Source organism: Agrobacterium sp. CFBP 3001 (assembly GCF_027871605.1).
Taxonomy (GTDB): domain Bacteria; phylum Pseudomonadota; class Alphaproteobacteria; order Rhizobiales; family Rhizobiaceae; genus Agrobacterium; species Agrobacterium leguminum.
The window spans coordinates 204,692-226,022 of the sequence record NZ_JAQAHD010000004.1 but is presented as its reverse complement, the minus strand read 5'-3'; the positions used below and the strand labels follow the sequence as shown (position 1 = coordinate 226,022).

Below are 21,331 nucleotides of genomic sequence, written 5' to 3'. Positions count from 1 at the left end.
TATCCCGCAAGGTATCGCGGGAACCACAACGATTCTACGAAAGGAAATCGTTATGAACACTGGTACTGTAAAGTGGTTCAACGCCACCAAGGGCTTCGGCTTCATTCAGCCTGACAATGGCGGCACGGACGTTTTCGTTCACATCTCCGCTGTTGAGCGCGCTGGCATGCGTTCGCTGAACGACGGCCAGAAAATCAGCTACGAGATCGTCCAGGACCGTCGGTCCGGCAAAAGCTCGGCTGATAACCTTCAGGCAGCTTGATATTCATCATTTAACCCGCAGACCACGGATGTACTGGCTGCAGGTTAGAATGATTGTGAGAGGTCGGGTCAAAGCCCGGCCTTTTGTTTTTGGGCCAGGGAAAAAGCGCGTCCGCGAAGAAGCCTAAGCCGTGCGCCACCGCCGCAAGAGGGCAAAGAAGAAAATTCAGCGCGAAGGGCTGCTGCCTGCCCCCAAAAAGGTTACCCGCCCCCGACAGCCTTCCGATACCGCTCTTCCATAAAGGAGAATGCCATGGCCGCGTCAAAGGAAGCTTTTTTCAAACCCGGCAAACTATCCGCACAGGACAGGGCGTCATTGACGGATAACGCCGCAAAGCAGATCATAAACGCCGAGGCCGACCAGCGCGCCCGCAAAACGGAACGCCTTCGCCAGCTTCGCGAAGCACAGGAAGCGACGATTATCGCCGACGTGCCGGTTTCCGCAAAAAAACGATCCGGCAAGAACTGACTGGCCGGATTTCCAGCATCGCCCGCTCGAACGGGCCTTGAACGGATTGTCTCATAGCCGCTCGAGGCCGCATCAATCCAACAGGAGGAGTACACCATGGCCAAGGGTCAATTGCGCAGCAACAAGGAAATCCGCAAACCGAAGAAGGACAAGACGAAAGCACCTGCCGCGCCGCCCACCGGTTCGCAGGTCAAATTCGCAAACGCCACGACAGCGGATAGCAAAAAGAAATAGGCGCCAAGCGGGCCGACAAGTCACGGCGAATAAAAGCATCGCCATCCATGCCGGACTTGTTTTGGCCACATTGCCCATTTAAACAGCTCTCATGGCAACTGCTGGTGAGCGCGAATGAAATCGACGTTCGCAGTTGTTTTAGTCGCTTCAGACTTTTGACCACGGATGTACTGGCACGGGTGTTGAGGGCGATATGAGGAAGGTCGGTGCAATATTGCCCCGGCCTTTTTTGTTGCCTGCGGGAGCGCGTGCTAAATTGCCCATTCTACGAGACAGAATTAACTTGCCTATTCTCCTCAAAGGGCGCACCCTTCCCTATCGGTAATTAAAGGGCGTTGCCGCCGTAAGGCCTCTTGCAATCTTTGCCCTGTCCCGCCTGTTGACCAGGGGAACGATCTCCAAGCCACGCGACATGCATGACGGTACAGGCCGGAGACGGTTTGCCTGATGCTGTGCGCGTTTCGAGGCGTTGAAGCGTCCTCGCGCCACTTATGGGTGGCGACGCGACGCTCCAGCTTTTTTGACCCCCACGGGAAAGGAGGACGTCATGTCTTCCGCATATGAAAATTGCATCATCACATCGCAGGACCTGAAAATGCTGCAGTCAGTGCTGGAAGGTCTCGGTTATGACAGCCACACCATGGATGACGAAGTCATTCTCTACAACAATGCCGCCCGCAAGGTGATCGAGCTCTTTCAGGATGGCTTGACCGACCCTGCCGATATTTCGCAGGAAATGCTGTTCCTGTTCGGCGTTCACAAACATGAACGCGTCAAACCGTGGAAACCGCTGCCGCGTTACGCCATTCAGGGCTTGCCGCCTCTTTACCGGTGATGGACTTGCCGCCCTTTCCGTGGCGGCCTTCAAAATCACCGATGAAAATAACGGCTTGGCAAAAGCCGTATATCAGGCAACACTGAAATTGGGCGTCCCGCGCGCGATCAGGCGCGTCCCGGGAAGCTTGGGTATGGAATGTGCACCCTGTGCGTTGCGGGACCATGACCGGTCTTCGCCAGGCTTGCGTTGTTTCCCATGCCGGTAAGTTTTGCGTCTGCGTGGAGGTGAGTATGACGTATGACTGGAGCGGCCGCAAAATGCGCCGCATGCGAGCGGCGAAACTGACGATCATCAGCCTCGTCGCGGCTTTCGTGCTGACTGCCCCGATTTTCGCCCATTATTGAGGTTTTCAGCCGCGAGGCAGGGTCATACCGGCTGGCGGACTTCACTCGGCTTTCTCAACCGGTTCTTCAGCCATTTCTGAACGGGCTGATCGTAATGGACCGTCAGCCACCATGACAGGCACGTCGTGCCGATGAGGAAAACAATGCCGGCCGGCAAAGCAAGGTTTTCCCGGTGTACTGCGGGGATCAGAAGCTCCGTCCAGGCCAGAAGCGGAATATGCAGCACATAGACCGCGTAGGACGCCGTGCCGAGAAACACCGACACCATTCCCACACCGCGGCCCGGAACCGTCTTGCTGGCGACGAACAGCAGCAGCGGCCAGACGACGAGGACCACCGCAAGATCGAAGAACGGTCGAAGCTCGCGCGACATCGGCACGGCCAGAATGAAACAGACCAGCAGAAGGCAAAGCGCCGCCTGAAAAGGTCTCAACTGCGGTACGCGATTGCGGAAACGGTAAATCAGCACGCCGGCAAAAAACGAGAAGAACACCCGCCCCATGCCGGCATACATTTCATGCCAGCGAAAACCGGCATGCAGACGGCCGAACTCGGCGGCGGCCACCATCAGCACAAGGGCGCTGACAATGAGCACCGCGGCGGTCTGTTTCGTCGTGGCCCGGACACCGAAGCGGGCGTAAAACGCATTCACCACCAGCTCGTTGAAAAGCGACCATGCCGGGCTGACGAGAAACAGCGCGCCGTTCAGAGTGAGCGTGAAGGGCGCCGGCAAAAAGAGCAGCCCCGTTACCAAGGCGAAAGCAAGCTCGCCGGGATCGATAAGACGATGCAGATCATCGATCGGCGTCGGCAGGCCCAGCACGTAGAGGCAGATGAAATAGGCCGCCATCAGGGCCAGCGCCAGCCCATAAAGAGGGTAAAGACGTGCAAAGCGCGCCTTCATGAAAAAGCCTGGCGTAATCGCCCCTTCGGCCAGTTTCCGGCTATAGGCATGCGCGAGCACGAAACCGCTGAGCGCAAAGAACAGATCCACGGCGAGATAGCTCGAAGCCGTGCTTTTCCCAAACAGATCCTCGGCATGGCGGTGGACGATGAAAAGGGCGGCCACGCCCCTTATGCCATCGAGCAATATAAAGCGTTCCGGGGACGACTGGACCATGGCATGAGGCTCGGTTTGGCTGACGGATTTGAGGTTCACAGGCAACGAGCTTTACCGCGTTGCGGTTCACTGCTGCCAGTCACAAACTGTTTAACGTGGCGAACATCCCATATTATTATGGAATACTAACGGGTGATCGACACTCTTTCGCGGCTGCGAAAGGCGTGCTACGTCCGGATGTCATCGATCTTCCGAGCCTTTGACTCTGTGCCCTGTCCTTTCGAAATTCAGCTTGATTTCGCTTGGATATCTTCGGCGCAAATTCAGATGGAGCGGCGTTCGGCGGCAGGCAACTTTCGCGGAGTCTCACCATGTCCACCATTGCAGAACGTATCAGAAAAATCATCGTGGACCAGCTTGGTGCAGACCCTGCCACCATCGTGGACGAGGCCAGTTTTGCTGACGATCTCGGTGCGGATTCGCTCGAGACCGTTCAGATCGTCATGGAAATCGAAGAGGAATTCGGGGTGGAAATTCCAGATTCCGCCGCAAGCACGATCCTGACCGTTGGCGACGCCATCCGCTTCGTCGAAAAAAACAAGGCGTGACCGGCGGGGGGATTTACCCCGCAGACAAAGCCGCGACGGGATCGAGCTTCGACGCGTTGCGCGCCGGCAGATAACCGAAGACAACGCCGATCAGCGTCGAGCAGACGAAGGCGGCGATGATCGACGCCGTGGAATAGACCATGGCGAAATTGCTGCTGAAGGCGGAGAAAAGCGCGCCGAAGCCGAGGCTGCCGAGCACGCCCAGCGTACCGCCGATGATGCAGACCAGCACCGCCTCGATGAGGAACTGCCGCAGAATATCGGTGCGGCGCGCGCCCACCGCCATGCGCACGCCGATTTCCGATACGCGTTCAGACACAGAAACGAGCATGATGTTCATCACCCCGATGCCGCCGACCAGCAGCGAAATCACCGCAATGGCCGCAATCAGAAGGGTCAGCGTCTGCGTGGTGCTGGTGATGGTCTGGCGGATATCGTCGGTATTGAGAATGTAGAAATCCCGTGTGCCGTGCCGCTGGGTCAGAAGCGTCGTCACCGCCTGCTCGGCGATTGAGGCATCGACATCGTCGGCCACCTGCACCGTGATGCTGCGCAGCGACAGGCTGCCGAGAAAGCGCGACTGGACGGCGGTATAGGGCAGGTAAAGCGACAGGTTCTGGCTTGAGCCGAAACCGCCCTGCTGCGCCTGCGTGACGCCGACGATGCGGGCCGGCACCTTGCCGATGAGAATGACCTGGCCGACAGGGCTGCCGTCGAAATCCGCAAACAGCGATTTGCGGGTATTTTCGTCGATCACCACGTCCTGCGCCTTCTGCGCCACGCTTCCGCCATCGAAAAAGCGGCCCTGCGACAGCTTGGTGCCCTTGGCGACGAAATAGCGCTCGCTGACGCCGTTCACCAGCGCATTCGCCTCCTTAGCGCCGAAACGCACCGTGCTGGAGGTCGAGACCGTCGGCGTCACCGCCGCGACATAGGATTGCTTGGCAAGCGCTTCGGCATCGGAAACGACGAGCGTGGTGATCTTGCCCGACCTTATGTCGCCGAAATCCTTGCCGGCGAAGATTTCCAGCGTGTTGGTGCCGAGGCTCGATATGTTCTGCAGCACCCGCTGCTGCGATCCCTGCCCCAGCGCCACGACGCTGATGACCGAGGCGATGCCGATGATGATGCCGAGCATGGTGAGAAAGGTGCGCAGCTTGTGCGCCCGCATCGACAGAAGCGCCATGCGCAACGCCTCGCGCAGAGACGAAACGAGACCCGCAAGACCCGAAGACCCGCCGGAAACGGCAGCGGGTTCGGCATCGTCCTGCTGTACGGGCGTTGCATCCGTCCTGCGGTCGGAAATGATCGTGCCGTCGCTGATCTCGATGATCCGCCCGGCGCGTCTGGCAATCGACATGTCATGGGTAACGATGATGACGGTGCGGCCTTCGGCATGCAGCTCACCGAGGATGCGCAACACCTCGTCCCCGCTGGCGCTGTCGAGCGCGCCGGTCGGCTCGTCGGCAAGAATGATCTCGGCACCGTTCATCAAGGCGCGGGCGATGGAAACGCGCTGCTGCTGGCCGCCGGAAAGCTGGCCGGGACGGTGATCGAGGCGTTCCGCCATGCCGAGGCGGCCAAGCAGCCTTGCGGCATTGTGCCTGCGGTCGCCCTGCGTCTTGCCGGCATAGATCGCCGGAATTTCAACATTGCCGAGCGCCGTCAATTCGGCCAGCAGATGGTAGCGCTGGAAGATGAAGCCGAGATTTTCACGCCTGAGCGCCGAAAGCGCGTCGGCATCGAGATTACCCGTTTCCCGGCCCCTGATGCTGTAGCTACCCGATGTCGGGCGGTCGAGGCAGCCGAGAATATTCATCAGCGTCGACTTGCCCGACCCGGACGCGCCGACGATCGCCACCATTTCACCGGCCTCGATGGTGAGGTCGATATTCTTCAGCACGCTGATCGTGCCTTCGCCGGAGGGATAATCCCGCCGCACGGATTTAAGCGAAATCAAAGGTTCAGCCATGGTTCAAAGCCCCATCGGCGGGCCGCCCGGCCCCGGCATGGCGTTTGCGGTGGTGTCGGTGGAACGTTCGCCGGTCACCACGCGCTCGCTTTCGGCAAGGCCGGAACGCACTTCCGCCGTGACCTTGTTGTTGAGCCCGATTTCGACCTTGCGCTCGGAAACCCTGCCATCGGCGCCGGCCACGCGCACGGCATAGCTGCCGTCGCTGTCCATGCTGCCAAGGGCTGCCGAAGGGACGGTCAGCACGTTCTTCGCTTCGCCGAGAACGATATGGACCTCCGCCGTCATGTAGGTGCGCAGCTTGCCGTCCGGGTTCGGCACTTCGAATACGCCATTATAATAGATCGCCTCGGATGACGACGTGCTGGAAGAGGACGAGCTGGAGGATGAAGAGGTCGAGGAACTGAAGCTGGAATCGCTGCGCACCGATTCCGGCGCCGGCTCTATCGAGGCGAGCGTCGCGTTGTAACGCTGCTGCGGCTCACCCAGCACCGTGAAATAGACCGGCAGGTCCGGCCTGACCCGCGTTACATCCGCCTCGGAAATTTCCGTGCGCACCGTCATCCGGTCGAGCTGGCCGAGAATGACGATGGTTGGCGCGGATTGGGTGGCGTTGACGGTCTGCCCTTCCTGGCTGACGATCGACAGAACCGTGCCTTCGATGGGCGCGGTGATTTTCGTATAGCCAAGATTGGCATCGGCCGTTTCCACCGCGACCTGCGCTTCCTCGATCTGGGCGTCGATGGCTTCGATCTGCGCCTCGGTGACGGCAAGGGCTGCGGTGGCGCTTTCGAAATCGGCGCGGGAGGCCGCGTTCTTTGACACCATCTCCTGCTGACGGGCAAGGCTCTGGCGGTTGAGAAGAAGCGTCGCCTGCTTCTCCACCCGTTGCGCCTTCACATTCGCCAGGGCCGCCTGCGCCGTGCGCAGACTGTTCGTCTGGGTAACGGAATCGATTTCGGCGATCAGATCGCCCGCCTTGACCGTATCGCCGAGCGCCACCTTGACGGCGGTGATGCGGCCCGAGGCCTGAGCGCCGACGGCGACCAGGCGAACGGGCTTCAGCGTTCCCGTCGCCAGCACCGTCTGCTCGATATCGCCGCGCGTCACCGGTGCGGTGATATAGCCGGGTGTGGCCGCCCGCGTATATTGCGAGGACAGCCAGTAGCCGCCCACGGCGAGAGCGACAACCGCCAGCAATGCACCTGCCTTGCGTGCCGTTTTCATATCGATGTCCTATCCAGCCGGTTCACTCGAAGGAAGAAACCGGCGTCATCTCGTGTTTTACGAGGATGAAACCCCTCTCCGCTTCGATCCATTCATAGGCAGAGGCCGATTTTCGCGCCGCGGCCTTGCGGCAGGTGCTGCGAAGACGTCTCGAATCCATCTTTTCGCGCTGATCCTTCGCACAGGCGGGCTGACGCCGTTGTTCATCCTGCCGGGATTTGGCCGCCGGCTGTTGCACGGGCTTGTCCTTTGCCACCGCCACCGACCAGGCAAAGCTCAAACCAAAAGCCGTTGCCAGCACCAGATAGAAATATCTCATCATCATCTTCCTGCTTGACAATCACGCGGGGGATCGCAGGCGTGCGATCCCCCGGCTCCAGCCGTCGCCGGCTGATTTCCTCCTTTACTGGGGGGCAGATTAAAGGAGGAAACTTCGAAAGGTTGCCTCAGCTTCGTTCCGCCTCGGGAACCGGCGGCCTCATATCGCCATGCGGGAGAGCAAAGCCGCCGCGGTCTGCGGGGCCATGACGCGGGCCGGGAGGCGGAGGCGGCATCAGCGCACGCTCGAGCTCGGCAAGCTTCAGCACCTGCTGCGGCGAAAGCTTCGGTTTCAGCGCCGCAATGGCGTCCTGAAGGGCTTTGGCCTTTTCCGCCTTCTGCGCGATGATGCCTGCCAGCTCCTCTCCCGCAAGACGCGGCTCGGGCTTGGCCTTGCTTTCACCCGGCGCCGGCGGCGGCGGATTGCGCTCCGGACCGGGGGAAACGAGATCGATCAGCGCCGTGGTATAGGCGCGCCATGCACCGAGCTGCTCCGGCGTGACGCCGAGATAGATTTCGGCCGCCGAAAGCTTCGTCGCCAGCCCTAGAACATCCGGGCCGGGCATTCTGCGCACATGCGGCGGCAGCGGCCTTTCATCCGGGCCGATGTCCGGGCCGAGATCGAGATTGGCGGGCGGCGGCGCAGCCTGTTCGGTCGCCTGGGGTGCGGGCGCATTCTCTTCCGCTGCCTGCGTGGCGGCGGAAACGCCAATAGTTGCTGTCGCGATGGCGGCGGCCAGTAGCGAGTTTCTCATCTTACCTTCCTTCCGTTTTCCAACATGAAAGGACGATAGGAGCATCGCGTTTCCGGCTTTGGTCCGAATGTTTCCCGGCTGCTTCCGCAAACCGCCTATTTGTAACCGAATGTTGCCAGAACGGCCACGGAAAGCTTTCGTTGCAAAAATCCGCCGTTTCTTTTCAGCGCTTATGTATAGTGGCATCAAAAGGTTGGACGATATGACGACAGTTTCGGTGACACATATATTGATCGTCGATGACGATCCGGAAATACGCACATTGCTCGCGAAATATCTCGGCTCGCAGGGGTTTCGCGTGTCGATGGCCGCCGACAGGCGTGAGTTCGAGGAAAAGATCGCCAGCTCCGATCCCGATCTCATCGTGCTCGACGTGATGCTGCCCGATGGCTCCGGCCTCGATATCTGCCGCGATCTGCAGGGTCGCCGGCCGCGCACGCCGGTCATTCTCCTGACGGCGCTGAAGGAAGATGTCGACCGCATCGTCGGGCTGGAAATCGGCGCCGACGACTATCTCGGCAAACCCTTCAATCCGCGCGAACTGACCGCGCGCATCAAGGCCGTGCTCCGCCGCGCCACGCCGCAGGAGGCTCCCCGCCCCTCATCCGCCGCCTATGGTTTTGCGGATTTCACCGCCGATCCCGAGCAGCGCTCCGTCATCCGCGCCAGCGGTGAAAAGATAGATTTGACGGGAGCTGAGTTCGATCTTCTGAAAGTCTTTCTCGACAGGCCCGGCCGGCTGCTTTCCCGCGATCAGCTTCTCGATCTCACGCAGGGCAAGGATCGCGGCCCGTTCGACCGCTCCATCGACGTGCTGATGAGCCGCTTGCGCAAGAAGCTGGACGCCGACACACACACGCCGATCTTCAAGACCGTGCGCAATGGCGGTTACCAGATGACGGTTCAAGTCAGAACCCTGCCGGTGCAGCGATGAGCTCGCTTAAAAACCGCATCACGGCGCTGATGATCGTCTCCATCATCGCCGTCATCGCGCTTGCGACTTTTGTGGCGGACCGGACATTGCAGCCGCCGCCGCCCGACGCCACCATCGAGCCGCTGGCCCGCAGCCTCGCCTTTGCCGTGACCATGGCCGAGCGTGATCCTTCCCTGCAGCAGCCCGGCTATTTTCAGATAGAACAGAGGCCGCCGCAAGGCGATCTCGACGGCATGCTCTCGGAATTTCTGGAAAAGGCGCTGGCCCGCGTCGGAGAGCCGCGCACCGCGATGGTCATCCGCTCACCGGGAAATCCTGCCCCCGTGGCGGCTATCGCGCTGGAAAAAGGTGGCTGGCTGGTCGCGGAAATTCCGCATATGGGTCCGCCGCCGGGCGGCTGGAAGATTTTCGGCATGTGGATCGGGCTGATCATCCTCGGCAGTGCCGCCGTTTCGATCTTTGCCGCCAGCAAGATCACCCGCCCGCTCGACATGCTGGAAAATGCCGCCGCCAGCATCGGGCCTGACGGTTCGCTGCCGCACCTGCCGGAAACCGGACCGGGCGAAATCCGCGCCACCGCGCGGGCGCTGAACGAACTCGCGACCCGCCTGAAGGCGGCGATGGAAAGCCGCATGCGCCTCGTCGCCGCCGCCGGCCACGATCTCAGAACTCCGATGACCCGCATGCGGCTGAGGGCGGAATTCATCGAAAACGACGAGGAACGGGCGAAATGGCTGGCGGACCTCGAGGAGCTGGACGCCATCGCCGACAGCGCCATTCTTCTGGTGCGGGAAGAGGTCAGCCAGGATAGCGTCAAGACGATCGACATCGGTACGCTTCTCAGCGAGATCGTCAGCGATGTTTCCGATCTCGGCCATGCGGGTGCGCTCGACTTCATCGAGCCGGAAGCCGCCATGACCATAAGGGCGGCCCCACTGGCGCTGAAGAGAGCCCTGCGCAACCTCATCCTGAACGCCGTCACCCATGGCAAGAAGGCGCATATCGATCTGACCGGAGACGAGAGCGAAGTCGTCGTGACGATCAGGGATGAAGGCCCCGGCATTCCGCAGGAACTGATCGGGCGGGTTTTCGAGCCCTTCTTCCGGGTGGACCTCGCGCGGCGTAAATCAATCCCCGGCGTGGGTCTTGGTCTTGCCATCGCCAGGGAAATCATCGAGCGCTTCGGCGGCACGATCACCATTGCCAACCACAAGAAACAGGGCCTGATCCAGACCGTGATCTTCGCAAGGGCGGCGTGACGTCACGCCGCTGAAACAGCCTGCGCCTGCGGCTTGGCCAGAAGCAGGCTTTCGGCATAAGCCATCATCAGCGGCCCGACCCCCTTGGCATCGTCGGACACCACCGGCTCGGTCAGATAATATTCCGGCGTTCCATCGCGATAATTGCCCTCAAAGCCGCCAAGGCCTGCGACATGCACGATTCCGGTGAGGCGGGTCACGCCCTCTTCATCGGCTTTCAGCCGGGTTTCAAGAAGCGCCTCAAGCGCGCGGCGACCCGCCGAAAGGGCGGCATTCGCCTCTTCGCCCTGCACGAGCTTCAGCCGCACTGCGTGCAGCAAGGCATAGGCAAACATGGCCGAGGCGGATGTTTCCCCATAATTGCCCGCAAGGTCCGGATTGTCGAGAACCTGCATCCAGAGCCCTGTCACGGTCTGCCGTGCGATGATGCCGGCCAGAAGCGACTGCGTCTTGTTGCGAAGCCCCGCCGTCGCGCCGTCCTCCGGTAGAATGGCCAGCGCGTCCACCAGCGCCATGGCCAGCCAGCCGACCGCACGCGCCCATATGGCGGGAGACTTGCCGCTTTGAGGATCGGCCCAGCGCTGGCTGCGGCTGTGGTCGTAACCATGGGCATAGAGCCCACCGCTATCCTCGGTCGCCGCGAGTGCCGCTGAAAACTGCCGCAGCGCATCGTCGATCAGTTCCGCCCGGCCCGTCGCCTGCGCATATTCGATCTGGAACGGAAGCCCCATATAAAGCCCGTCCAGCCAGACCTGATGCGGATAACGCTTCTTGTGCCAGTAATTCCCGGATGCGATGCGCGGATGGCTGCGCAGTTGCCCCGCCAGATGCTCCGCCGCAGCGAGGTAACGCGGATCGCCCGTTTCCGCCGCAAGGGGAAAGAGGATACGGCCGGCGAGAATATGGTCGATATTATATTCCTGCGGATCGTACCCGGCGAGCGTGCCGTCTGGCGCTATCTGCGCATCAGCGAGACGATGCAGATGCTCGTTCCAGCGTGCCTCCCCGGTCGCGTCGAACAGCTGCTGCAGGCCACGATAGACGCACCCATCCTCATAACACCAGCTTCCGCCCTTGTAATGTTTATAGCGACTGGAGAATTGATCAAAATATTCAGTGGCTTTCATCGGTTTTCTCAATCGAAATCTGACACAATGGAAACGGAAGCATCGCTCAACAGGGCGGGATTATCGCTGACTATATGCGCCTGCTCGAAAACAATCGCCTCATGGCGCATGGGGCGCACCCGGTCGGCCATTATCGGCGGCGTTGCGGTGGCCGAAGGATCACGCGAGACAATGGTGAGATTGCGGATGGCGATGTTGCGGATGGGCGCTTCGGCAAGGCCGAGAAAAGCACCGGCCGCATGGGAGAGATTGCGGATTTCGACATCCTCCACGGTAATACCGTCGATAAAGGGCGTGCCGCCATCGACCGGCGCAGGCTTTCGCGACTGCACCCAGTCGTCATGTCCATCGGCGTCGCAATGGTAATGGGCATTGGCGGAAAGCGCGGTGTGCACGCCATCCAGCAGCACCCGGCGCATGGCGATGTTGCTGACTGTTCCGCCCCGCCCGCGCCGTGTCTTGAGGCGCAGGCCGCGATCCGTGCCGACCATGTCGCAATCCTCGACCGCCACGTCATGCACACTGCCGGACATTTCCGAACCGATCACCAGCCCGCCATGGCCGCGCTGCATCAGGCAATGGCGCACCCGAATGCCGCGCGTTTCCGCGAGATGATCGTCCTCGCCATCGGGGCCGCGCTTTCCCGCCTTCACCGCGATGCAATCGTCGCCGACGGAAAAGCGCACGCCTGATATCGTAACGTTGCGGCAGCTTTCGGGGTTGAAACCATCGGTGTTCGGGCTGTCATGCGGTGCGACGATGCTGAGGCCGGCGGCGATTAAGTCTTCGCAGCCCTGCGGATGGATCGTCCAGGAGGCGGCGTTTTGGATGGTGAAACCGAGCAGGTTTGTGTTCCGGCAGGAAACGAGATGCAGGCCACGCGGCCGGCGCGCGCCGTCGCGAGTTTCTTTCGGCCAGCTCCACCAGTCGCCGCTATCGCCCGAACCATCGAGAACGCCCCTGCCCTCGATGACGAGATTGTCTGCCGCGATGGCATGAACCGGCGCGGCAAAACAGGCATCCGGCAAGCCTTCCCAGCTTCCGAGCATACGGCCTGCCTCATCGCGGGCAGGCAGGATCGGCCAGCCCCTGCGGGTGGAGGGCGCGCGCAGCACGGCTCCTTCGGCAAGGTGGAAGGTCATGTTGCTTTTCAGGCGAACGGGAAAGGCTGTCCAGAGACCGGCCCCGAGACGCAACGTGCCACCCTGCGGAACCGCAGCCACGGCCCTTTCCAGCGCCTGTGCATTGGCGCGCGCACGTGTCTCATCATCGAGCGCAACACCCGGCATCAGGGAAAATTCCGCAGCCTCGACAAGCCCGGCACAGGGGGCGGTTCTGAACTCCAGCCGTCCAAACCCCTCCGCTTCGAAGACATAGCGCGTATCCGGGGAGAGATCATGCAACGGCGTCGCCACGGTCGCGGTTTCGCCTCTCCTTTCGGCGCCATCCGCCGACGTCAAACGCCATGCCGTTTTGGACGGAAGGAAATAGCGAGCGCCGGGCACGGCAAGGCAAAGCACTGCCGTTCGCGCCGAAGACGCGATGATAAGGGGTTCGTTCATGCTCTTTTCTCGTCTTTGGTGCCTGTCCGGCCAAACCCTTGGCGGACATGCCTTACATCATCCGGCAGCCGGATAGGGAGCCTGCCGCCATTGAGGCGGCAGGCCATCGTCGTCAATCGAATTTGGCAAGAACATCGTTGGTCGTATCGATGATCTGCTCGGCCGCTTCTTCCGCCGTCAGCTGGCCATAGGCATATTCCTCAAGCGTATCGATGAAGCCCGAGCGGATTTCAGGATGCTCGTTGAAGGGTGACACCACCGGTCCCGATGCCGCCATGACGATGGCGTTGGCGGCCCGCACTTCCGGCTCGCCCTTGTCCCCCAGACGCGCCGCCGCAGCCTTCGATGCGGGCAGACCGCGTGAGGTGCCGAGCGCATCGATGCCCTCAGGTTCGTTCAGCAGGCAGTTCAGGATTTGCGCGGCCGCTTCCGGGTTCCTGGAGTTTTTCGAGATCGAAAACACCATGGAAGGCTTGCGATAGACGCCTTCGGTCACGGCATCGGCAAGCTTCAGCATCGGGAACGGTTTCAGAACCTGCCCTTCCTTGAGCGGATCGGCATATTTCGAATAGGTCGAATCCCATTCATAGGAACCGGCAATCCGGCCTTCGGACCAGGACGGCTTTTCGTAAAGATTGACGTTACCATCGGCCGCTTCCTCTTTCTGCGAGCGGATCGATCCGGTTTCGACCAGCTTGCCGACGAAGGAAATGCCCTCGGCCAGCTCCTCCGGCGTCCAGGCCACGCGGTTGGTCTTGGGGTCGACCAGATCCTTGCCGGTCTTCTGCACGACAGCCAGCGTCACCAGCAGCTGGGCAGTCTCCTTCACGGCATTGAAGGTGTAATAGTCCTTGCCGAGCTTTTCCTTGATGGTCTTGGTTGCCGCGAAAAACTCGTCCCAGGTCTTCGGAATTTCAACGCCGGCCTTTTCGAAGGTGGTGGCGTTGAAGAAGAAGACGCGGCCGGTGGTGGAAACGGAAAGCCCCTGCAACACGCCATTCATCGAACCGGCGTCCAGATCGCTCTCCGCCCATTGCGAAAGATCGAGCGGTTTCAGCTGGCGCAGATCGGCAAAACCTTCTCCGTTCTTGGAAAACAGCGGCAGCCACGGCCAGTTGACCTGAACGATATCGGCCTCCGTCTTGCCTGCCATCTGCGTGGTGAGCTTTTCCAGATAGCCGTCGAAGCCGGTGAATTCCCCCTTCACCGTGTGGCCGTATTTCTCGCCGCAGGCGGCAATGGCCTTCTGGGTGGCGACGTGGCGGCTTTCACCGCCCCACCACGACATGCGCAGTTCCGCAGCACCCGCCGCCGGGGCCGTCGCCATCGCCACATAAGCGGCGCCGGCGAGCATCGCCATCATTCTTGTCATCGTCTTCATTGTTCTTCTCCTCCTCGAAAAATCAGGCACGTCCGTCCCCTCCTCACAGCGAGACGTTGCGGCCATCGGCCTTGTCGAAAATATGCAGCTTCTCGGGGTCCGGCTTCAGCCGCAGGATGCCGTCGCGCCCAAGCGCCTCGAACTCTGCCGCACCGACCACGCTCACCAGCTTCTGGCCGCCGAGATCGGCGTGCAGATAGACCTCGTGGCCCATGAATTCCGCATTGGTGAGTTTCGCCTGCAGCGCCGGGCCATCGGCTTCTCCCGCCAGCGAAAGATGCTGCGGGCGGATGCCGATGACGGCATCTGCGGGTCTCGCCGATAGCCGTTGCTCCAGATGCGCACCGATGGGCAGGCGCTGGCCGGCGATGACGAACTCAGCGCCGTCGATTGCCACATCCACCAGGTTCATTTCCGGCGTGCCGATAAAGCCGGCGACGAAAAGATTGGCGGGATGGTTATAAAGCTCCTTCGGCGTCGCGACCTGCATGATACGGCCCGCCTGCATGACGCAAATACGGTCGCCCATGGTCATGGCCTCCGTCTGGTCATGGGTGACGTAAATGACCGTCGAGGACAGGCCTTCCGCCTTCAACTGACGGTGCAGATCGGTGATGCGCACCCGCATGGAGGCGCGAAGCTTTGCGTCGAGATTGGACAGCGGCTCATCGAACAGGAACACGCCGGGCTTCTTGATGAGCGCGCGGCCCAGCGCCACACGCTGCGCCTGCCCGCCCGAGAGCTGTTTCGGCAGACGGTCGAGCAGCGGCTCGATTTCGAGAATGCGCGCGACATTGTCGATTGCCTTTTCGATCTCGGGCTTCGCGACGCCGGCGATCTTCAGGCCGAAGGCGAGATTGCCGCGCACCTTCATATGCGGATAAAGCGCGTAATTCTGGAACACCATGGCGATGGAGCGCTTGCCGGGTGGCAGGTCGTTGACGCGCTGGTCGCCGATCAGGATTTCACCGCCGGTGATTTCCTCCAGCCCCGCCACCATGCGCAGCGTCGTGGATTTGGCGCAGCCGGAGGGGCCGACGAACACCATGAACTCGCCATCCTCGACCTCGAGATTGATGCCGTGCACGGCCTTGAAGCTGCCGCCATAGATTTTTTCGAGATTTTTAAGTTGAACGCTTGCCATTTTCAGCCCTTGACCCCGCCAGACGAGATCCCTTCAATGAAATACCGTTGCGCCGCGAAGAACACGATCAGCGCAGGCGCGATCGTCAGCACCGACATTGCCAGGATGCGGTTCCATTCGAAGGCTTCGGTAGTGTCGATGGAGAGTTTGAGCGCGAGGCTCACCGGATATTTGTCGACCGATGACAGGTAGATCAGCGGCCCGAGGAAATCGTTCATCGTCCACATGAACTGGAACAGGCAGACCGAGATCAGTGCCGGCGCCAGCATCGGCACGACGATGTAGATGAGCGTCTGCAGGCTGTTGGCGCCATCCACCCTGGCGGCCTCTTCCATGTCCGATGGCAGTGAGCGCAGGAACTGCACCAGCATGAAGACGAAGAAGGCATCGCCGGCGAGCGCGGACGGCACCCAGAGCGGCAGGAAACTGTCCAGCCAGCCGAGATCGCGAAACAGGATATATTGCGGAATGCGGGTAACGACATTCGGCAGCAGCAGAATGGCGATGACCGAGCCGAACAGGATCTTCTTCAGCGGAAAATCGAAGCGGGCAAAGGCATAGGCCGCCATGGTGCAGGAAATCGCCGTGCCGATGACTTTCGGCAGGATGATCAGGAACGAATTCCAGAAGAACCGGCCGAACGTATAGGGCGTCGAGGTTTCCCAGCCGCGGATATAGCCGTCCAGAGTCGGGTTTTCGGGAATGAAACCGGCGCCGGAGAAGATTTCCGAATTGGTCTTGAAGCTTGCGCCCACGAGCCAGATCAGCGGATAGAGCATGACGAGACCGACCGCGAAGAGAAGCACGTAACGGACCGAGGTGGAAACGAGCCTCAGCCGCGCCCGGCGGGCCGCCTGCATGTCGTTTAGGGTTGCGATATCGGTCATGGCATCAGTTCCGCTTGTCGCCGGCGTAATAGACCCACTTCTTCGACGACCAGAAGGCCACGAGGGTCAGCACGGTGATGATGGTGAAGAGCACCCAGGCGATGGCGGAGGCATAGCCCATGTTGAACTTCTTGAAGGCCTCGTCATAGATGTAAAGAGGCAGGAGATAAGTGGACTTCAAAGGCCCGCCCTGGGTGATGATGTAAGGCCCGTTGAACTCCTGAAACGCCTGAACCATCTGCATGATGAGGTTGAAGAAGATCACCGGCGTCAGCAACGGCAGCGTGATGAAGAAGAAAGTTCTCACCTTGCCTGCGCCATCGATGGCGGCGGCCTCATAAAGCGACTTGTCGATGGATTGCAGGGCGGCGAGAAAAATCACCATGGCCGAACCGAACTGCCAGCAACGCAGCAGCGTGATGGTGAAAAGCGCGTTGCCGGGATCGCCGAACCAGTCCACCGGCGACAGGCCGATGGCGGCCAGCGCCATATTGGCAAGCCCCTCGCTTGCGAAGATGTAGCGCCACAGAACCGCAATCGCGATGGAGCCGCCGAGAATGGACGGCACGTAAAAGGCGGTGCGGAAGAAGTTGATGAATTGCAGCTTATAATTGAGTATGGCCGCAATGAACAGCGCGAAGGCAAGCTTCAGCGGCACCGTCAGAAACACGTAGAACAGGGTAACGTTCAGCGATTTCATGAAGGTGCGGTCGCGGGTGAAAAGCCGCTCGTAATTGGCCAGCCCCGCCCAGCTGGGATCGCTCATCAGATCGTAACGGGTGAAGCTGAGATAGAGCGAGCCGAGAAACGGGATGGCCGTGAAAACCAGAAGCCCGACGATATAAGGCGTCAGATATCCCAGCCCGAGGAAGCGCTGAGATTTCATAACGCTCCTCCCCGCGTCCCAGTGGAACGCGAATGACAGAATACAATTTCGTACAAGTGATTCTCCCGGAACGGCCGGCGGCGGGCGCGTGATGGCGCAATTTCCCGCCGCGACCGGTCTCCTCCCTCATTGATACGGCGCGTAAAAGCAATTTATGCGGTGACAAAACCAAATTTCCGCGCCAAGGTGAATTAACAAAGACGAGGAAAAAGATGGACGAAATCGAAGGTGGCATTCTATCGTCCGTTCCACCTGCGGCGCTCAACCTCAACCTGACGCGCGCAACGATCAAGATGGAGCATTCGCGCACCTGGCAGATCGACAAATCCAACCAGGTGGACGACCTCATCATCTGTCTGGAAGGGCGCGGGCATTATCTCGTTGATGGCGAGGCGCGGGTGCTGGAGCCGGGTGACGCCATGCTGATTTTCCGGGGGCAGCGCTTTGTCGGCTGGAACGAGCAGGCCGTCACCTATCGCGGGGTGGCGCAGCATTTCACGCTGGATATTTACGGCCGCCACAACCTGATCGCGCAGATGGACCTGAAGCCGAAAGTGAGGCTGAGCCGCTGGGCGCTCTTGGAACCGCTGGTGCGCCACTACCGGCAGAGCGCCCCGCCCTCCTCCGTCACGCTTGGCCAGCATCATCTCTTTATGGTGCTTCTCATCGCCTTCATTGACGACGCCTTCCTCGGATGGGTGGACCGCCCGAGTTTCCAGCCGGAGGGCACGGAAGGCCTCGACCTTGCGGTGATGAAGGCGATCACCATGATTTCGGCCAATCCACTGGACCCCGACATTGCCGGCCGGGCGACCGAGGCGGCTCCCTATAATCGCGATTATTTTCTGCGGGAATTCCAGAAGCGGGTGGGGCGGACGCCGCGCAAATATCAGGAGTTCAAACGCATGGAACGCGCCATGCATTTTCTCGAGGCGGGGCTTTCGGTCTCGGCGGCGGCGGCCGAAGTGGGCTATGGCGACCCCTATTATTTCTCACGCATGTTCAAACGGACATTGGGGTTAAGCCCGCGCGACCATATGAACCGCATACGCCGCAGCCGGCACGGCAATCTTATGGCCTTTGACGAACACGAACAGCAGCGGCTGCTTGCCACTGAAACGGAAAAGGCCCCGGCATAGCGGGGCCTTCTCGGTTGAAAGCGCTGGAATTACCGGAACAGTGACGGCAACCACAGGGACAGCGACGGAATATAGGTGACGGCAAGCAGCACCGCGATGCTGGCTCCAAAGAACGGCCAGATCGTCCGCATCGCTTCCCGTATCGATATGCCGCCCACCGCGCAGCCGACGAAAAGCACCGTTCCGACCGGCGGCGTGTTGAGCCCGATGCCGGCGTTCAGGATCATCACCACGCCGAAATGCACGGGGTCGATGCCGAAGGCCTTCACGACGGGCAGAAGCACCGGCGTGGAGATGATGACCATCGGCGCCATGTCCATGAAGGTGCCGAGCAACAGCAGGATGACATTGATGACGAGCAGCACGATGATCGGATTGTCCGAAATCGCGCTGATTGCGGCAATCATCAGCGTCTGCACCTGCAGGAAGGCCATCAGCCAGCCGAAGGACGCCGCCGTGCCGATGACCAGCAGAACCATGGCCGTCGTGCGCACCGCACCCATCACCGCCTCGACGAAACCGCTCCAGTCCAGCTCGCGGTAGACGAGCATGGCAACGAGGAAGGCGTAGAGAACCGCGATGCAGGAACTTTCCGTCGCGGTGAAGATGCCCGAACGCACGCCGCCGAAGATGATGCCGATCAACAGGATGCCGGGGAACGAAGCCAGGAGATAATACATCAGCTTCGAGAAGCCAGGGAACGGCTCGGAAGGATAACCCTTGCGCCGGGCAACGATATAGGCCGTCACCATCAGCGCCGCTGCAAGCAGGAAACCCGGAACAATGCCGGCGGTGAAGAGATCGGCCACCGAAACATTGCCGCCCGCCGCGATGGAATAAAGGATCATGTTATGCGACGGCGGTATCATCAGCGCGATGATAGCCGCATTGACCGTGACATTGACCGCATAGTCCCTGTCATAACCGCGCTTGGCCATTTGCGGGATCATCAGCCCGCCGACGGCCGAGGCATCGGCCACGGCCGAGCCGGAAATGCCGCCGAACAGCGTCGAGGCCACGATGTTGACCTGGCCGAGACCGCCGCGCAGGTGTCCCACGAGACCGGCCGCAAAGCGGATGAGGCGATGGGCGATGCCGCCGCGCACCATCAGGTCGCCGGCGAAGATGAAAAACGGTATCGCCATCATCGCAAACACGTTCATGCCGGAATTCATCTGCTGGAACACCACAATGGGCGGCAGGCCGAGATAAAGAACCGTGGCGAAGGACGCGATGCCGAGGCAGAACGCGATCGGCGTGCCGATCAGCATGAGCAGGGTGAAGACCCCGAAGAGAATGGTGTAAGCCATTTATGCGGCCTCCTGCACGATCACGTCGGCCGCAATCTCCTCGCCGATGGCGAGATCGACGAAACGTTCAGCCGCAAACAGCGCAATGAGGAAACCGCCGCCGATCAGCGGAAAGAAATCCGTGCCGCCCGGCCAGCCGAGAACCGGGATTGTCGCCGTCCATGTGCCCATGGAAAGCGAGGTGCCATACCAGGCCATGCCGGCACCGAAGAAGAAGATCAGCGCAAGGCTTGTCAGGTCCATGCCCTTCTGCACGCGCGGCGGCATCATGTAGCGCAAAATATCGAGCCCGAGATGCACGCTCTCGCGCACGCCCACTGCCGCCCCCAGCATGATGAACCACGACATGAGATGCAGCGACAGCGGCTCCGACCAGCTGGGTGAATCGTTGAGAATATACCGCGCAAAGACCTGCCAGCCGACGATAAGCGTCATGGCGATCATGCCGATACCGGCAATATAGAGCGACGCGTGGCTGAGCGCGCCGAGAAAGGGGCGAATGGCCCGCATGAAATTTCGCATTGTCTGTTCCTCCGCGTCAACGGCGACAAAAGAAAACCGGCCCTGTTCCCAGGGCCGGTTTTCCGCGCATTACTTGACCGCTTTCACCCGTTCCAGAAGGTCTTTCATCTTCGGATCGGTGACGAATTTGTCGTAGACCGGACCCATCGCGGCAGCGAATTCCTCCTTGTTGACCTTGATGACATTGACGCCACCGGCGCGGACCTTTTCTTCCGATGCCTTTTCGCGGGCGCTCCAGAGTTCACGCATCTTGCCGACGGAATCCTTGGCCGCCTGACGCAAGAGCTTCTGATCTTCCGGAGAGAGCTTGTCGTAAGAGACCTTGGAAATGACGAGGATTTCCGGGTTCAGCGAATGTTCCGTCAGGGAGTAGTTTTTCGCGACCTCGTAGTGACGGGCGGATTCGTAAGAAGGCCAGTTGTTTTCCGCACCGTCGACAACGCCGGTTTCAAGCGAGGAATAGACCTCGCCCATCGGCATCGGCGTCGGGTTGGCGCCGAAAGCCTGCATCATCGAAATCCACAGATCCGACTGCTGCACGCGGATTTTCAGGCCCTTCAGGTCCGCGAGTTTTTCGATGGGCTTTTTGGTGGTGTAGAAGGACCGTGCGCCGGAATCGTAAAAGGCGAGACCAATGAGGCCGTGCGGTTCGAAGGCCGCCAGAACCTCATCGCCTATCGGGCCGTCAACCGTGTTGTGCATGTGCTCCGTCGAGCGAAACAGGAAAGGCAGGCCAAGAACGGTGGTTTCCTTGACCAGATTGTTGAAAGGCGCGGCATTGACGCGGTTCATGTCGATGACGCCGAAGCGGGTCTGCTCGATGGTATCCTTCTCGCCGCCGAGAACGGAATTGTTCATGACCTGTATCTTGATGCGACCCTTGGTGCGCTCGGCCAGAAGCTCGCCCATATATTTCACGGCTTCGACCGTCGGATAACCGTCGGGATGAATATCGGCAGAACGCAAGGTGATTTCCTGCGCCTTGGCGGAAACACCGGCGAGCGCGATCCCCATCGCGACGCACATCATGCTTGCAATCTTTTTCATGCTTTCCTCCTCCATTGTTGAAACGATCCAGCCCCTCCAAGGCTATC

Annotated in this window: 22 protein-coding genes; 8 read left to right on the top strand and 14 right to left on the bottom strand. The window is 60.5% G+C overall.

The window, feature by feature from the left end; translation table 11 throughout:
* Positions 1-52 precede the first annotated feature (52 nt).
* The 4 genes from PH605_RS08005 (at position 53) to PH605_RS07985 (ending at position 1,799) form a co-directional block, all read left to right on the top strand.
* Positions 53-262: a cold-shock protein gene (locus PH605_RS08005; protein WP_003508146.1), complete on the top strand. Its 210-nt coding sequence runs from the start codon at positions 53-55 to the stop codon at positions 260-262.
* A 252-nt stretch (positions 263-514) separates the two neighbouring features.
* The gene (locus PH605_RS07995; protein ID WP_078053614.1) at positions 515-730 is read left to right on the top strand and encodes a hypothetical protein; all 216 of its coding nucleotides are present in this window, start codon (positions 515-517) and stop codon (positions 728-730) included.
* 96 nt (positions 731-826) lie between these two features.
* Positions 827-964 carry a hypothetical protein gene (locus PH605_RS07990; RefSeq protein ID WP_162856819.1) on the top strand — a complete coding sequence of 46 codons (138 nt, stop codon included), beginning with the start codon at positions 827-829 and terminating at the stop codon, positions 962-964.
* A gap of 547 nt (positions 965-1,511) precedes the next feature.
* A complete protein-coding gene (locus PH605_RS07985) occupies positions 1,512-1,799 on the top strand; it encodes a hypothetical protein (protein ID WP_142844525.1) in 288 nt (95 codons plus the stop codon).
* 369 nt (positions 1,800-2,168) lie between these two features.
* On the opposite strand, the gene PH605_RS07980 is transcribed toward PH605_RS07985, so the two are convergent.
* Entirely contained in the window at positions 2,169-3,266 is a 1,098-nt protein-coding gene (locus PH605_RS07980; protein ID WP_125146372.1) for an acyltransferase family protein, read from the bottom strand.
* Positions 3,267-3,577: 311 nt separating this feature from the next.
* On the opposite strand from PH605_RS07980, the gene PH605_RS07975 reads away from it, so the two are divergent.
* Positions 3,578-3,814, top strand: a complete 237-nt coding sequence (locus PH605_RS07975; RefSeq protein ID WP_003520197.1) for an acyl carrier protein — start codon at positions 3,578-3,580, stop codon at positions 3,812-3,814.
* Positions 3,815-3,827: 13 nt separating this feature from the next.
* On the opposite strand, the gene PH605_RS07970 is transcribed toward PH605_RS07975, so the two are convergent.
* The 4 genes from PH605_RS07970 to PH605_RS07955 all read right to left on the bottom strand — a co-directional run bounded on the left by PH605_RS07970 (position 3,828) and on the right by PH605_RS07955 (position 8,086).
* A complete protein-coding gene (locus tag PH605_RS07970; RefSeq protein ID WP_142844526.1) occupies positions 3,828-5,786 on the bottom strand; it encodes a MacB family efflux pump subunit in 1,959 nt (652 codons plus the stop codon).
* Positions 5,787-5,789: 3 nt separating this feature from the next.
* Positions 5,790-7,013: an efflux RND transporter periplasmic adaptor subunit gene (locus PH605_RS07965; RefSeq protein ID WP_142844527.1), complete on the bottom strand. Its 1,224-nt coding sequence runs from the start codon at positions 7,011-7,013 to the stop codon at positions 5,790-5,792.
* A 22-nt stretch (positions 7,014-7,035) separates the two neighbouring features.
* Positions 7,036-7,332, bottom strand: a complete 297-nt coding sequence (locus tag PH605_RS07960; RefSeq protein WP_142844528.1) for a hypothetical protein — start codon at positions 7,330-7,332, stop codon at positions 7,036-7,038.
* Positions 7,333-7,459: 127 nt separating this feature from the next.
* On the bottom strand, positions 7,460-8,086 hold the full coding sequence (locus PH605_RS07955) for a hypothetical protein (RefSeq protein WP_142844529.1): 627 nt from the start codon (positions 8,084-8,086) through the stop codon (positions 7,460-7,462).
* A 202-nt stretch (positions 8,087-8,288) separates the two neighbouring features.
* Between PH605_RS07955 and PH605_RS07950 the strand changes: the two genes are divergently transcribed.
* On the top strand, positions 8,289-9,020 hold the full coding sequence (locus PH605_RS07950; RefSeq protein WP_193559569.1) for a response regulator: 732 nt from the start codon (positions 8,289-8,291) through the stop codon (positions 9,018-9,020).
* Entirely contained in the window at positions 9,017-10,279 is a 1,263-nt protein-coding gene (locus PH605_RS07945) for an ATP-binding protein (protein ID WP_142844531.1), read from the top strand. The genes PH605_RS07950 and PH605_RS07945 overlap by 4 nt, the downstream gene beginning before the upstream one ends.
* 2 nt (positions 10,280-10,281) lie before the next feature.
* Here PH605_RS07945 and PH605_RS07940 read toward each other — a convergent pair whose 3' ends face one another.
* The 6 genes from PH605_RS07940 to PH605_RS07915 form a co-directional block, all read right to left on the bottom strand.
* Positions 10,282-11,406 (bottom strand): glycoside hydrolase family 88/105 protein, encoded by a 1,125-nt coding sequence (locus tag PH605_RS07940; RefSeq protein ID WP_142844532.1) that lies wholly within the window; start codon positions 11,404-11,406, stop codon positions 10,282-10,284.
* Positions 11,407-11,414: 8 nt separating this feature from the next.
* Entirely contained in the window at positions 11,415-12,968 is a 1,554-nt protein-coding gene (pglA, locus tag PH605_RS07935) for a polygalacturonase PglA (protein ID WP_142844533.1), read from the bottom strand.
* Positions 12,969-13,080: 112 nt separating this feature from the next.
* Positions 13,081-14,349 (bottom strand): ABC transporter substrate-binding protein, encoded by a 1,269-nt coding sequence (locus tag PH605_RS07930; RefSeq protein WP_020809390.1) that lies wholly within the window; start codon positions 14,347-14,349, stop codon positions 13,081-13,083.
* 43 nt (positions 14,350-14,392) lie between these two features.
* Positions 14,393-15,493 (bottom strand): ABC transporter ATP-binding protein, encoded by a 1,101-nt coding sequence (locus tag PH605_RS07925; RefSeq protein ID WP_125146380.1) that lies wholly within the window; start codon positions 15,491-15,493, stop codon positions 14,393-14,395.
* A 2-nt stretch (positions 15,494-15,495) separates the two neighbouring features.
* Complete coding sequence (locus PH605_RS07920) at positions 15,496-16,380, bottom strand: carbohydrate ABC transporter permease (RefSeq protein WP_125146381.1); 885 nt, start codon at positions 16,378-16,380, stop codon at positions 15,496-15,498.
* Between the two features lie 4 nt (positions 16,381-16,384).
* Positions 16,385-17,266, bottom strand: coding sequence for a carbohydrate ABC transporter permease (locus tag PH605_RS07915; protein WP_020812253.1), 882 nt, complete (start codon positions 17,264-17,266; stop codon positions 16,385-16,387).
* Between the two features lie 212 nt (positions 17,267-17,478).
* On the opposite strand from PH605_RS07915, the gene PH605_RS07910 reads away from it, so the two are divergent.
* Positions 17,479-18,405 (top strand): helix-turn-helix domain-containing protein, encoded by a 927-nt coding sequence (locus tag PH605_RS07910; protein ID WP_142844534.1) that lies wholly within the window; start codon positions 17,479-17,481, stop codon positions 18,403-18,405.
* 29 nt (positions 18,406-18,434) lie between these two features.
* On the opposite strand, the gene PH605_RS07905 is transcribed toward PH605_RS07910, so the two are convergent.
* From PH605_RS07905 to PH605_RS07895, 3 genes are all read right to left on the bottom strand, one after another.
* Positions 18,435-19,715: a TRAP transporter large permease gene (locus tag PH605_RS07905; protein WP_059757073.1), complete on the bottom strand. Its 1,281-nt coding sequence runs from the start codon at positions 19,713-19,715 to the stop codon at positions 18,435-18,437.
* Positions 19,716-20,237: a TRAP transporter small permease gene (locus tag PH605_RS07900; protein WP_003522682.1), complete on the bottom strand. Its 522-nt coding sequence runs from the start codon at positions 20,235-20,237 to the stop codon at positions 19,716-19,718. It lies immediately after the preceding gene.
* Positions 20,238-20,306: 69 nt separating this feature from the next.
* Positions 20,307-21,284 (bottom strand): TRAP transporter substrate-binding protein, encoded by a 978-nt coding sequence (locus PH605_RS07895; RefSeq protein WP_080858108.1) that lies wholly within the window; start codon positions 21,282-21,284, stop codon positions 20,307-20,309.
* Positions 21,285-21,331: the final 47 nt, after the last annotated feature.

What these genes read in the sequence shown, in the direction of transcription:
- PH605_RS07950 (WP_193559569.1), top strand. Translation starts at nt 8,289, where the DNA reads ATGACGACAGTTTCGGTGACACATATATTGATCGTCGATGACGATCCG.
- PH605_RS08005 (WP_003508146.1), top strand. Translation starts at nt 53, where the DNA reads ATGAACACTGGTACTGTAAAGTGGTTCAACGCCACCAAGGGCTTCGGC.
- PH605_RS07900 (WP_003522682.1), bottom strand. Translation starts at nt 20,237, where the DNA reads ATGCGAAATTTCATGCGGGCCATTCGCCCCTTTCTCGGCGCGCTCAGC.
- PH605_RS07920 (WP_125146381.1), bottom strand. Translation starts at nt 16,380, where the DNA reads ATGACCGATATCGCAACCCTAAACGACATGCAGGCGGCCCGCCGGGCG.
- pglA (WP_142844533.1), bottom strand. Translation starts at nt 12,968, where the DNA reads ATGAACGAACCCCTTATCATCGCGTCTTCGGCGCGAACGGCAGTGCTT.
- PH605_RS07960 (WP_142844528.1), bottom strand. Translation starts at nt 7,332, where the DNA reads ATGAGATATTTCTATCTGGTGCTGGCAACGGCTTTTGGTTTGAGCTTT.
- PH605_RS07965 (WP_142844527.1), bottom strand. Translation starts at nt 7,013, where the DNA reads ATGAAAACGGCACGCAAGGCAGGTGCATTGCTGGCGGTTGTCGCTCTC.
- PH605_RS07995 (WP_078053614.1), top strand. Translation starts at nt 515, where the DNA reads ATGGCCGCGTCAAAGGAAGCTTTTTTCAAACCCGGCAAACTATCCGCA.
- PH605_RS07925 (WP_125146380.1), bottom strand. Translation starts at nt 15,493, where the DNA reads ATGGCAAGCGTTCAACTTAAAAATCTCGAAAAAATCTATGGCGGCAGC.
- PH605_RS07970 (WP_142844526.1), bottom strand. Translation starts at nt 5,786, where the DNA reads ATGGCTGAACCTTTGATTTCGCTTAAATCCGTGCGGCGGGATTATCCC.
- PH605_RS07990 (WP_162856819.1), top strand. Translation starts at nt 827, where the DNA reads ATGGCCAAGGGTCAATTGCGCAGCAACAAGGAAATCCGCAAACCGAAG.
- PH605_RS07915 (WP_020812253.1), bottom strand. Translation starts at nt 17,266, where the DNA reads ATGAAATCTCAGCGCTTCCTCGGGCTGGGATATCTGACGCCTTATATC.
- PH605_RS07975 (WP_003520197.1), top strand. Translation starts at nt 3,578, where the DNA reads ATGTCCACCATTGCAGAACGTATCAGAAAAATCATCGTGGACCAGCTT.
- PH605_RS07905 (WP_059757073.1), bottom strand. Translation starts at nt 19,715, where the DNA reads ATGGCTTACACCATTCTCTTCGGGGTCTTCACCCTGCTCATGCTGATC.
- PH605_RS07930 (WP_020809390.1), bottom strand. Translation starts at nt 14,349, where the DNA reads ATGAAGACGATGACAAGAATGATGGCGATGCTCGCCGGCGCCGCTTAT.
- PH605_RS07910 (WP_142844534.1), top strand. Translation starts at nt 17,479, where the DNA reads ATGGACGAAATCGAAGGTGGCATTCTATCGTCCGTTCCACCTGCGGCG.
- PH605_RS07940 (WP_142844532.1), bottom strand. Translation starts at nt 11,406, where the DNA reads ATGAAAGCCACTGAATATTTTGATCAATTCTCCAGTCGCTATAAACAT.
- PH605_RS07895 (WP_080858108.1), bottom strand. Translation starts at nt 21,284, where the DNA reads ATGAAAAAGATTGCAAGCATGATGTGCGTCGCGATGGGGATCGCGCTC.
- PH605_RS07955 (WP_142844529.1), bottom strand. Translation starts at nt 8,086, where the DNA reads ATGAGAAACTCGCTACTGGCCGCCGCCATCGCGACAGCAACTATTGGC.
- PH605_RS07945 (WP_142844531.1), top strand. Translation starts at nt 9,017, where the DNA reads ATGAGCTCGCTTAAAAACCGCATCACGGCGCTGATGATCGTCTCCATC.
- PH605_RS07985 (WP_142844525.1), top strand. Translation starts at nt 1,512, where the DNA reads ATGTCTTCCGCATATGAAAATTGCATCATCACATCGCAGGACCTGAAA.
- PH605_RS07980 (WP_125146372.1), bottom strand. Translation starts at nt 3,266, where the DNA reads ATGGTCCAGTCGTCCCCGGAACGCTTTATATTGCTCGATGGCATAAGG.